The following is an 11,549-nucleotide window of genomic DNA, read 5'->3' as shown; positions in this document are numbered from 1 at the left end:
TCGCCAGCCCGGCGCCCAGCGCCGCCGCGGCCGCCGCGCTCCCGGGCGCGGGCGGCGCGGCCGCGGACTTCGGGCTCGGCGGCTTCACCGAACGCATTCCCGGCATCGCGCGGATGAAGGGCAACCCGAAGCTGCCGTTCGTGATCGCCGTCGCGTTCGTCGTGGCGGTCGTCACCGCGCTCGTGCTGTGGAGCCGCGCGCCCGACTATCGCGTGCTGTACAGCAACCTGTCGGACCGCGACGGCGGCGCGATCATTACCGCGCTCCAGCAGGCAAACGTTCCCTACAAGTTCGCCGATGCCGGCGGCGCGATCCTCGTGCCGTCGAACCAGGTCCACGAAACGCGCCTGAAGCTCGCCGCGATGGGCTTGCCGAAAGGCGGCTCGGTCGGCTTCGAGCTGATGGACAACCAGAAATTCGGCATCAGCCAGTTCGCCGAGCAGGTCAACTACCAGCGCGCGCTCGAAGGCGAACTGCAGCGCACCATCGAGTCGATCAACGCGGTGCGCGGCGCGCGCGTGCACCTGGCGATTCCGAAGCCGTCGGTGTTCGTGCGCGACAAGGAAGCGCCGAGCGCGTCGGTGTTCGTCGACCTTTACCCGGGCCGCGTGCTCGACGAAGGCCAGGTGCAGGCGATCACGCGGATGGTGTCGTCCGGCGTGCCCGACATGTCCGCGAAGAACGTGACGATCGTCGACCAGGACGGCAACCTGCTGACCCAGCCCGCGTCGGCGTCCGGCCTCGACGCGAGCCAGCTCAAGTACGTGCAGCAGGTCGAGCAGAACACGCAGAAGCGCATCGACGCGATCCTCGCGCCGATCTTCGGCGCCGGCAACGCACGCTCGCAGGTCAGCGCCGACATCGATTTCTCGCGGCTCGAGCAAACCTCGGAAAACTACGGCCCGAACGGCTCGCCGCAGCAGAGCGCGATCCGCAGCCAGCAGACCAGCACCTCGACCGAGCTCGCGCAAAGCGGCGCATCGGGCGTGCCGGGCGCGCTGTCGAACACGCCGCCGCAGCCCGCGTCCGCGCCGATCGTCGCGGGCAACGGCGCGAACGCGCCGCAGACGACGCCGGTCAGCGACCGCAAGGACCAGACCACCAACTACGAGCTCGACAAGACGATCCGCCATCTCGAACAGCCGATGGGCAGCGTGAAGCGGCTGTCGGTCGCGGTGGTCGTGAACTACCAGCCGGTCGCCGATGCGAAGGGCCACGTGACGATGCAGCCGCTGCCGCCCGCGAAGCTCGCGCAGATCGAGCAGCTCGTGAAGGACGCGATGGGCTACGACGAGAAGCGCGGCGACTCGGTCAACGTCGTGAACAGCGCATTCTCGACCGTCACCGACCCGAACGCCGACCTGCCGTGGTGGCGCCAGCCCGACATCCTCGAGATGGCGAAGGACGCCGCGAAATGGCTCGGCATCGCGGCGGCCGCGGCGGCGCTGTACTTCATGTTCGTGCGGCCGGCGATGCGCCGCGCGTTCCCGCCGCCCGAGCCGGCCGCGCCGGCGCTCGCGGCCCCCGAGGATCCGGTCGCGCTCGACGGGCTGCCCGCGCCGGACCAGAGCGAAGCGGCCGATCCGATGCTGCTCGGCTTCGAGAACGAGAAGCACCGCCACGAACGCAACCTCGACTACGCGCGCACGATCGCCCGCCAGGATCCGAAGATCGTCGCGACCGTCGTGAAGAACTGGGTGTCCGATGAACGCTGAAGGCTTGACCAAGAGCGCGCTGCTGCTGATGTCGATCGGCGAGGAAGAGGCGGCGCAGGTATTCAGGTTCCTCGCGCCGCGCGAGGTGCAGAAGATCGGCGCCGCGATGGCCGCGCTGAAGAACGTCACGCGCGAGCAGGTCGAGGACGTGCTGCAGGACTTCGTGAAGGAAGCCGAGCAGCACACCGCGCTGTCGCTCGATTCGAGCGAGTACATCCGCTCGGTGCTGACCAAGGCGCTCGGCGAGGACAAGGCCGGCGTGCTGATCGACCGCATCCTGCAGGGCAGCGACACCAGCGGCATCGAAGGCCTGAAGTGGATGGACTCCGGCGCGGTGGCCGAGCTGATCAAGAACGAGCATCCGCAGATCATCGCGACGATCCTCGTGCACCTCGACCGCGACCAGGCGTCCGAGATCGCGTCGTGCTTCGCCGAGCGGCTGCGCAACGACGTGATGCTGCGCATCGCGACGCTCGACGGCATCCAGCCGGCCGCGCTGCGCGAGCTCGACGACGTGCTGACGGGCCTGCTGTCCGGCAGCGACAACCTGAAGCGCAGTCCGATGGGCGGGATCCGCACCGCGGCCGAGATCCTGAACTTCATGACGAGCGTCCACGAGGAAGGCGTGCTCGAAAGCGTGCGCCAGTACGACCCGGACCTCGCGCAGAAGATCGTCGACCAGATGTTCGTGTTCGAGAACCTGCTCGACCTCGAGGACCGCGCGATCCAGATGGTGCTCAAGGAAGTCGAGTCGGAAACGCTGATCGTCGCGCTGAAGGGCGCGCCGCCCGCGCTGCGCCAGAAGTTCCTCGCGAACATGTCGCAGCGCGCGGCCGAACTGCTCGCCGAGGATCTCGACGCGCGCGGCCCGGTGCGCGTGTCCGAAGTCGAGACGCAGCAGCGCCGCATCCTGCAGATCGTGCGCAACCTCGCCGAGAGCGGCCAGGTCGTGATCGGCGGCAAGGCGGAAGACGCGTATGTCTGAGTCGGCCAGCGACCGCGCGGGCAGCCTCACCGCCTACCAGCGGTGGGAGATGGCGTCGTTCGATCCGCCGCCGCCCCCGCCGCCGCCCGACGATGCGGCGGCGGCCGCCGCCGCGCTCGCCGAGGAGCTGCAGCGCGTGCGCGACGCCGCGCATGCCGAAGGGCACGCGGCCGGCCACGTCGAAGGCCAGGCGCGCGGCTACCAGGCCGGTTTCGAGCAGGGCCGCCAGCAAGGCTTCGATACCGGCCTGGCCGAAGCGCGCGAACAGGCCGCGCAGCTCGCGGCGCTCGCCGCGTCGTTTCGCGAGGCGATCGCGAACGCCGAGCACGATCTCGCCGCCGACGTCGCGCAGCTCGCGCTGGACATCGCGCAGCAGGTCGTGCGCCAGCACGTGAAGCATGATCCGGCCGCACTCGTCGCGGCGGTGCGCGAGGTGCTCGCGGCCGAGCCCGCGCTGTCGGGCGCCCCGCATCTCGCGGTGAATCCGGCCGACCTGCCCGTCGTCGAAGCGTATCTGCAAGACGATCTCGATGCGCTCGGCTGGAGCGTGCGCACCGACGCGTCGATCGAGCGCGGCGGCTGCCGCGCGCACGCGGCGACCGGCGAAGTCGACGCGACGCTGCCGACGCGCTGGCAGCGCGTGGCCGCCGCGATCGGCAAGGTGGGCGCGTGGTGACGCGCCCGTCCGACGCGCTCGCGCACGACGGCATGACGCCGCTCGAACGCGAGCTCGCGCTCGCGTCGTTCGGCCCGGACGCCGCGCATGACGCGCACGAGGCGCACGGCACGCAGCCGCCGTCGTCGGCCGCTGCGCCCGCGACGCGCGACGTGCCGCGCGCCCCCGACAATCCGCACCTCGCGCACTGGCGCACGCACCTGAACGCGCTGTCGTCGCGCAGCCGGCACGCGCTGCCGCTGCGCCCGTGCGGGCGCCTCACGCGCGCGGCCGGGCTCGTGCTCGAGGCGATCGGGCTGCGCCTGTCGGTCGGCGCCGAATGCACGATCGAACTGCCGCCGGGCAGCACGCTGCCGCACGCGGAAGCCGAAGTCGTCGGCTTCTCCGGCGAGCGCCTGTTCCTGATGCCGACTACCGACGTCGCCGGCGTGCTGCCCGGCGCGCGCGTGTGGCCGCTCGAACGCGCGCCCGTCGCCGATCCGCTTGCGGGCGCGAAGCGCCTGCCGGTCGGCTGGGAAATGCTCGGCCGCGTCGTCGACGCGTCGGGCCGGCCGCTCGACGGCCTCGGCCCGCTCGCGTCGAAACTCGACGCGCCGCTGTCGGCGCCGTCGATCAATCCGCTCGATCGCGAACCGATCCACCATGTGCTCGACGTTGGCGTGCGCGCGATCAACGGGCTGCTGACCGTTGGCCGCGGACAGCGAATGGGGCTGTTCGCCGGCTCGGGCGTCGGCAAGTCGGTGCTGCTCGGCACGATGGCGCGCTATACGAGCGCCCAGGTGATCGTGATCGGGCTGATCGGCGAACGCGGCCGCGAAGTGAAGGAATTCATCGAGCAGATCCTCGGCGAGGACGGGCTCGCGCGCTCGGTCGTCGTCGCCGCGCCGGCCGACGTGTCGCCGCTGCTGCGGATGCAGGGCGCCGCGTACGCGACGTCGCTCGCCGAATACTTCCGCGACCAGGGCAAGCACGTGCTGCTGCTGATGGATTCGCTGACGCGCTACGCGATGGCGCAGCGCGAGATCGCGCTGGCGATCGGCGAGCCGCCCGCGACCAAGGGCTATCCGCCGTCGGTGTTCGCGAAGCTGCCCGCGCTCGTCGAGCGCACCGGCAACGGACCGGAAGGCGGCGGCTCGATCACCGCGTTCTACACGGTGCTGACCGAAGGCGACGACCAGCAGGATCCGATCGCCGATTCGGCGCGCGCGATCCTCGACGGCCATATCGTGCTGTCGCGCGCGCTCGCCGAGGCCGGCCACTATCCGGCGATCGACATCGAGGCGTCGATCAGCCGCGCAATGACCGCGCTGATCGACGACGCTCACCTCGAGCGCGTGCGCCACTTCAAGCAGATGCTGTCGCGCTACCAGCGCAACCGCGACCTGATTGCCGTCGGCGCATACGCGCCCGGCCGCGACGCGCAACTCGACCGCGCGATCGCGCTCTATCCGCGCATCGAGTCGTTCCTGCAGCAGGGCTTTCGCGAATGCGCGCCGTTCGCGTCGAGCCTGGCCGCGCTCGATGCGCTGTTCGACCAAGGAGGCTGACGCACATGGCTCACGGCTTTCCCCTGCAGTTCCTGCTCGACCGCGCGCAGGAAGACCTCGACACCGCCGCCAAGCAGCTCGGCGCCGCGCAGCGCGACCGCACCGCGGCCGCCGAGCAGCTCGACGCGCTGCTGCGCTACCGCGACGAATATCACGTGCGCTTCTCGCAATCCGCGCAGCACGGGATGCCGGCCGGCAACTGGCGCAATTTCCAGGCGTTCCTCGACACGCTCGACGCGGCGATCGCGCAGCAGCGCAACGTGCTGGCCGCCGCCGAAGTCCGCATCGACGAGGCGCGGCCGAACTGGCAGCAGAAGAAACGCGCGGTCGGCTCGTACGAGATCCTGCAGGCGCGCGGCGTCGCGCAGGAAGCGCAGCGCGCCGCGAAGCGCGAACAGCGCGACGCCGACGAGCACGCCGCCAAGGTCCTGCGCATGCGGGCCGACGCGGCCCGTTCGTCGTAACCGTTCACCGTTTTCGAACCGAGAATCGCCATGCCTTCCCTGTCCCAGCTCGGCGCGCTGCTCGACACCGCCGGCTCCGCGCTCAAGGCGAGCCGAAGCGCCGCATCGTCCGGCACCGACGCCGCGACGAGCACCGCCCCCGCGCCGTTCGCGCAGACGCTGCAGCAGCGCGTGGTCACGCGGCACGACCAGACCGACGCCGGCACGGCGGCGCCATCGAAGCACGCGACGGCGAAACCGGACGACGACAAGCCGGCCGACGACGCCACGGCGGCCGCGGCAGCCGCATCGGCCGCCACCGCCGCGCCGAACCCCGACGCCGCCGCGCTCGCGGCAGCCGCGGCCGTGCAGGCGCAGTTGCAGACGGGTTCGACGCCGGCCGACGCGGCCGCGCAGCAGGCGGCCCGGGCCGGCCAGCCCGACGCGACGGCCACGGTCGCACCGGCGTCGGTTCAGGACGCCGCGCCCGGTTCGAGCCGCGACGCACTGCACGCAGCGCTGGAGAAGCTGACGGGCAATACCGGCGCGATCCCGATGCCGGCAACGAGCGGCGCAGCCGCACCGTCCGCGTCCGCATCGACCGCCGCCGCGCTGCCCGCGAAACTGCCGACCTTCACGCACGCGCTCGCCGACGCGAAAGGCGCGCTCGCCGCCCCGCAAGCGCAGCCGCAGGCAGCCGTACCGGCATTGCAGGCCGACGCGACCGCGCAATCGGGCGCGCATGCGCTGACGGCAGCCGGCGACAGCGCCGAGCCGAACACCGCCGCGACGCTTGCGGCCGCCGCGACCGCAGCCGCACAGGCGAACCTGCCGGCCTCGCCGGCCGCCGGCGCGGTCGCCGCCGCCAATACGCACGTGCTCGCGCCGCAGGTCGGCAGCACCGACTGGACCGATGCGCTGAGCCAGAAGGTCGTGTTCCTGTCGAATGCGCACCAGCAGAGCGCCGAACTCACGCTGAACCCGCCCGACCTCGGGCCGCTGCAAGTCGTGCTGCGCGTCGCGGACAATCACGCGCATGCGCTGTTCGTGTCGCAGCACGCGCAGGTGCGCGACGCGGTCGAGGCCGCGCTGCCGAAGCTGCGCGAAGCGATGGAAGCGGGCGGGCTCGGGCTCGGCAGCACGACCGTCAGCGACGGCGGCTTCGCGTCGCAGCAGCAAAATGCGCAGCAGGGTTACGCCGGCGGCCAGTCGTCGCGGCGCGCGGGCGCCGGATCGTCAGTCGCCGACGCACCCGTCGACGCCGCGCCGTCCGCATCGGCCGCCGCGACCGTGAGCCGCGCCGGCCTCGTCGATACGTTTGCCTGAGCATCGCCGGCCGCTCAGCGGCCGTGCGCCGCCGCCGCCGCCGCGGCCGCCTCGCCGCGCGGCGCCGCGCCCTTGCGCGACGCGACGATGAAGTCCGCCGCGCGCTCGCCGATCATCACCGACGGCGCATTGGTGTTCCCGCCGATCAATGTCGGCATCACCGACGCATCCACCACGCGCAGGCCGTCGACGCCGCGCACGCGCAGCTGCGGATCGACGACCGCGCGCGCATCCGAACCCATCCGGCAGGTGCCGACCGGGTGATAGATCGTGTCCGCATGCGCGACGATGGTCGCGCGCAGCTCGGCCTCGCTCTGGTCGGCGCGCGTGTACAACTCGCGTCCGCCCTGCGACGCGAGTGGCGGCTGCGACAGGATCCGGCGCATCGCCTGCGCGCCGCGCACCAGCAGGTCGAGATCGCGCGGATCGGCGAAGAAGCGCGGATCGATCAGCGGCGCATCGCGCGCATCGCCGCTCGCGAGCGCGACCGTGCCGCGGCTGAACGGACGCAGCGCGCACACGTGCAGCGAATAGCCGAAGCCCCAATGCATCTTGCGGTTGTGATCGTCGACCAGCGCGGTGCAGAAATGCAGTTGCAGGTCGGGACGATCGAGCGACGGATCGCTCTTGATGAAGCCGCCCGCCTCCGCGACGTTGCTCGTCATCATCCCGGTGCGGCTCGAGAAATAGCGCGCGAGCGCGGGCGTCATCTTCGCGATCCCGCGCAGGCAGACGCCGACCAGCTCCGACGAATTCACGCGCGTGTTGATGATGAAGTCGATATGGTCGATCAGGTTCGCGCCGACGTCCGGCGCATCCTGCACGACCGCGATCCCGTGCCGACGCAGTTGCTCGGCCGGACCGATGCCCGAACACATCAGCAGTTGCGGCGAATTGAACGCGCCCGCCGACAGAATCACTTCCGCGCGCGCGCCGAGCGTCTCGACGCGGCCGTTGCGCGACACCGCGACGCCGACCGCGCGCTTGCCGTCGAAGCCGACGCGCAGCACCGTCGCATCGGTGATCACGTGCAGGTTCGGCCGGTTACGGCCGTAGATGTAGGCCCGCGCGACGCTGCAGCGCGAGCCGTCCCGATGCGTGACCTGGTAGAAGCCGACGCCTTCCTGCGTCGCGCCGTTGAAGTCGTCGTTGAGCGGGTAGCCGGCCGCATGCGCGGCCTGGATGAATCGTTCGGAGAACGGATTGCGAAAGCGCAGATCCGATACCGTGAGCGGCCCGTCCGCGCCGTGCCACGCATCGGCGCCGCGCTGGTTGCCTTCCGCGCGGCGGAAATACGGCAGCACGTCCTGCCAGCCCCAGCCGGTCGCGCCGAGCTGCGCCCACTCGTCGTAGTCGCGCGGATGGCCTCGCGTATAGATCATCGCGTTGATCGCGCTCGAGCCGCCCATCCCGCGCCCGCGCGGCTGATAGCCGCGCCGCCCGCCGAGACCCGGCTGCGGCACGGTCTCGTAGCCGTAGTTGGTGCCGAGCTTGAACGGCACGAGCGCCGCGATGCCGACCGGCATGTTGACCAGCAGATTGCGTTCGGTGTGCGAGCCCGCCTCGATCAGCGCGATGGTCGCGTCGGGGCACGCATCGGCGAGGCGGCCGGCCAGGCTCGACCCGCCCGACCCGCCACCCACGATGATGTAGTCGTATTGCATGCACGTCTCCTTCGTGTCATGCGGGGCGCCCGGCGCGGCCCGGTTCCCGCCTTGTAGTGTTCGGGCATTGTAGGAACGGCCGTCGCGCACGCGGCGCATCGAATCAAGAGCGATTCCTCTAAACGCCCGCGTGAACTAAATTTAAGATGTACCGATTCGCTTCGCGCGACGCACCGGCCGCCAGAAGCCGTGCCGTCGCGAAACGGGAGAGACGATGATGCAGCGTCGGGTTCTGCAGGCCGGGTGTCGACCGGGTTGTCCGGATGCGTCGCGCACGCGCGGCATTTCATTTCAAACGACGGCACTGCCGCACGCGCGCCGCGCGATGCGCGCAGCCGATGCAAATCGAACGGCACGCGTTGCCGCCGACCGTTTGGAACGCCCGGCTTCGCCACACGACAACGCTTGCGAAGCCGCGCTCGCGCGCGCGTCGCGCTGTCCCGCTTCGGTGCAGCACACGATGTACGCGCAGCGGTTTCGCGAAGCCGAACGGCGTCGCGTCCGGCCGCCGTCACGCGCCGCACGCGGCCTCTTTCGCGCGCCGGCACCGTCGCGCGAATACGACGCCTGCCGCCCGCCGCAACCGGCTTTCGACTGCCCGACGATGCGCCACCCGATCCTGGAGGAGACGACATGAAGAACGACCTGCCCGAACTGGCCCCGCAAGCGCAACCGTCGATCGACGCGATGAGTGCGTTGCTGCGCGACCAGCGCGCGGCCTATCTGCGCGCGCCGTATCCGGCGTGGGACACGCGTGCCAAGCACCTGCGCGCGCTGCGCACGATGCTGATCGACCATGCTGACCAGCTCGCCGACGCGATCAGCGCGGACTTCGGCCATCGCTCGAAACAGGAAGTGCTGCTGGCGGAAATCTGGATGGCGAAGGAAGAGATCGACGATGCGCTCCGGCATGGCAAGCGCTGGATGAAACCGATCCGCAAGCCGATGAACAAGTGGCTGCGCCCCGCGCGCGCGAAGGTGATGCCGCAGCCGCTCGGCGTGGTCGGCATCGTCGCGCCGTGGAACTATCCGGTGCTGCTCGCCGCAGGCCCGCTGATCTGCGCGCTCGCGGCCGGCAACCGCGCGATGATCAAGATGTCCGAGCTGACGCCGCGCACGTCGGCGCTGTTCGAACAACTGATCGCGAAGACCTTCTCGCGCGACCACGTCGCGGTCGTGAACGGCGACGCGCAGATCGGCGCCGCGTTCAGCACGCTGCCGTTCGATCATCTGCTGTTTACCGGCTCGACGCATGTCGGCCGCCACGTGATGCGCGCCGCGGCCGACAACCTGACGCCCGTCACGCTCGAACTCGGCGGCAAGTCGCCGGCGATCGTCGGCCCGAATGCACGCTTCGACGCGGCCGTCGATGCGATCGTCGCGGGCAAGACGCTGAATGCGGGCCAGACCTGCATCGCGCCCGACTACGTGCTGCTGCCGCGCGGCATGGAAGCCGCGTTCATCGAGCGCGCCCGCGCGCGATTCGCGAAGCTGTATCCCGATCTGCCGAACAACGGCGACTACACGACGATCGTGTCCGATCGCCACTTCGCGCGGCTCCAGCATCTCGCGGACGAAGCGCAGGCGGCCGGCGCGCAGCTGCATCCGCTGTCCGACGCGGCGTCCGATCCCGCGTCGCGCCGCTTCGTGCCGTGCGCGGTCACGCAGGTGCCGGCCGCGTCGACGCTGATGCAGGAGGAGATCTTCGGGCCGCTGCTGCCGCTGGTGCCGTACGAACGGCTCGACGAGGCGATCGCGTACGTGAATGCGCGCCCGCGACCGCTCGCGCTCTACCTGTTCGACGAGGACGGCGGCACGATCGACCGCGTGATGCACGAGACGATCTCGGGCGGCGTGACGATCAACGAGGCGCTGATGCACATCGCCTGCGGCAGCCTGCCGTTCGGCGGCGTCGGCGCGAGCGGAATGGGTGCGTATCACGGCTACGACGGCTTCGTCACGTTCTCGAAGATGAAGCCGGTGCTCACGCAGGCGCGCATGAACATGCGCGGGCTGATCGCGCCGCCGTACGGCAAGCGCTTCGCGGCCGTGATCAAGATGATGCTGAAGTTCTGAACGACGCGGGCCGCGCGCGTTGCGGCCCGTCTGGAAAAACGGCGCGCCTCGTCGTGCGCGTCATACGGGCCAGAGCGGCCCTTCCTGCATCGCGCCGATCTGCTCGCGCAGTTCGAGCACGCGCGCTTCCCAGTAGCGCGGCGTGTTGAACCACGGGAACGCGGCAGGAAACGCCGGGTCGTCCCAGCGCCGCGCGAGCCACGCCGCGTAGTGGATCAGCCGCAGCGTGCGCAGCGCTTCGACGAGGTGCAGCTCGCGCGGCTCGAATTCGCAGAAATCCTCATAGCCCGCGAGCAGGTCGGCCAGCGCGCGCGACGCGCCCGCACGGTCGCCCGGCAGCAGCAGCCACAGGTCCTGGGCCGCCGGCGCCATCCGGCTGTCGTCGAAGTCGACGAAATGCGGGCCTGCGTCGGTCCACAGCACGTTGCTCGGGTGGCAGTCGCCGTGCGTGCGCAGCAGGCGGATCTCGCCCGCGCGCTCGAACGCGGCCTCGACGCCTTCGAGCGCGAGCGTGACCGCCGTCTGATACGCGGGTCGTACGTCATCCGGAATGAAATCGTGCGCGAGCAGATAGTCGCGCGGCTCGTAGCCGAACGTGCGGATGTCTAGCGCGGGACGCGCAACATACGGCTGCGTCGCACCGACCGCATGGATCCGGCCGATGAAGCGGCCCAGCCATTCGAGCGTGTCGCTGCGATCGAGATCGGGCGCGCGGCCGCCGCGCCGCTCGAAGATCGAGAAGCGAAAGCCGCCGAACGCGTGCAGCGTGCGGCCGTCGAATACGCGCGCAGGCACCGCCGGAATTTCGCGCGCGGCGAGTTCGGCGACGAACGCGTGCTCCTCGAGGATCGCATCGTCCGACCAGCGCGCCGGACGATAGAACTTCGCGACGACCGGCGGGCCGTCCTCGACGCCGACCTGGTAGACGCGGTTCTCGTAGCTGTTGAGGGCGAGCAGGCGCCCGTCGGTGCGCAGGCCGGCCGGCATCAGCACGCTGTCGAGCGCATCGAGCACGCACTCGGGCGTGAGGCCGGCAAACGGCGGGCCGGCGGGAGAAGCGGGGGCGGAAGTGACTTCGTTCATGCCCCGCATTGTGCCGCGCGGCGCGCCGAAAGAC

General features: G+C 70.7%; 10 protein-coding genes. 8 read left to right on the top strand and 2 right to left on the bottom strand.

The window, feature by feature from the left end; translation table 11 throughout:
• From fliF to BST28156_RS31095, 6 genes are all read left to right on the top strand, one after another.
• Nucleotides 1–1,715 (top strand): flagellar basal-body MS-ring/collar protein FliF (gene fliF, locus BST28156_RS31120; protein ID WP_174904227.1); only part of this gene is annotated, 1,715 nt, incomplete at its 5' end.
• Nucleotides 1,705–2,700 (top strand): flagellar motor switch protein FliG, encoded by a 996-nt coding sequence (gene fliG / locus BST28156_RS31115; RefSeq protein ID WP_060244203.1) that lies wholly within the window; start codon nucleotides 1,705–1,707, stop codon nucleotides 2,698–2,700. The genes fliF and fliG, both read left to right, overlap by 11 nt.
• Nucleotides 2,693–3,376, top strand: coding sequence for a flagellar assembly protein FliH (gene fliH / locus BST28156_RS31110; RefSeq protein ID WP_040128476.1), 684 nt, complete (start codon nucleotides 2,693–2,695; stop codon nucleotides 3,374–3,376). Before fliG ends, fliH begins: the two co-directional genes overlap by 8 nt.
• A gap of 32 nt (nucleotides 3,377–3,408) precedes the next feature.
• On the top strand, nucleotides 3,409–4,923 hold the full coding sequence (fliI, locus tag BST28156_RS31105) for a flagellar protein export ATPase FliI (RefSeq protein WP_437341309.1): 1,515 nt from the start codon (nucleotides 3,409–3,411) through the stop codon (nucleotides 4,921–4,923).
• Nucleotides 4,924–4,928: 5 nt separating this feature from the next.
• Nucleotides 4,929–5,387, top strand: a complete 459-nt coding sequence (gene fliJ / locus BST28156_RS31100; RefSeq protein WP_009693656.1) for a flagellar export protein FliJ — start codon at nucleotides 4,929–4,931, stop codon at nucleotides 5,385–5,387.
• Nucleotides 5,388–5,417: 30 nt separating this feature from the next.
• The gene (locus BST28156_RS31095; protein ID WP_174904225.1) at nucleotides 5,418–6,692 is read left to right on the top strand and encodes a flagellar hook-length control protein FliK; all 1,275 of its coding nucleotides are present in this window, start codon (nucleotides 5,418–5,420) and stop codon (nucleotides 6,690–6,692) included.
• A 14-nt stretch (nucleotides 6,693–6,706) separates the two neighbouring features.
• Here the strand turns inward: BST28156_RS31095 and BST28156_RS31090 are convergent, their stop codons facing one another.
• Nucleotides 6,707–8,356 carry a GMC family oxidoreductase gene (locus tag BST28156_RS31090; RefSeq protein WP_174904224.1) on the bottom strand — a complete coding sequence of 550 codons (1,650 nt, stop codon included), beginning with the start codon at nucleotides 8,354–8,356 and terminating at the stop codon, nucleotides 6,707–6,709.
• Between the two features lie 325 nt (nucleotides 8,357–8,681).
• Here BST28156_RS31090 and BST28156_RS31085 point away from each other — a divergent pair, with 325 nt between their 5' ends.
• The gene (locus tag BST28156_RS31085) at nucleotides 8,682–8,993 is read left to right on the top strand and encodes a hypothetical protein (protein WP_174904223.1); all 312 of its coding nucleotides are present in this window, start codon (nucleotides 8,682–8,684) and stop codon (nucleotides 8,991–8,993) included.
• Nucleotides 8,990–10,432 carry a coniferyl aldehyde dehydrogenase gene (locus tag BST28156_RS31080; RefSeq protein ID WP_060244207.1) on the top strand — a complete coding sequence of 481 codons (1,443 nt, stop codon included), beginning with the start codon at nucleotides 8,990–8,992 and terminating at the stop codon, nucleotides 10,430–10,432. Before BST28156_RS31085 ends, BST28156_RS31080 begins: the two co-directional genes overlap by 4 nt.
• A 60-nt stretch (nucleotides 10,433–10,492) precedes the next feature.
• Here BST28156_RS31080 and BST28156_RS31075 read toward each other — a convergent pair whose 3' ends face one another.
• Nucleotides 10,493–11,524: a serine/threonine protein kinase gene (locus BST28156_RS31075; RefSeq protein WP_437341308.1), complete on the bottom strand. Its 1,032-nt coding sequence runs from the start codon at nucleotides 11,522–11,524 to the stop codon at nucleotides 10,493–10,495.
• Between the last annotated feature and the right edge of the window lie 25 nt (nucleotides 11,525–11,549).

The sequence above is a fragment of the Burkholderia pseudomultivorans genome (genome assembly GCF_902499075.1).
Classification (GTDB): Bacteria; Pseudomonadota; Gammaproteobacteria; order Burkholderiales; family Burkholderiaceae; genus Burkholderia; species Burkholderia pseudomultivorans.
Note: the sequence above shows the minus strand (reverse complement) of the source record. Positions and strands in the feature narration are given on the sequence as shown.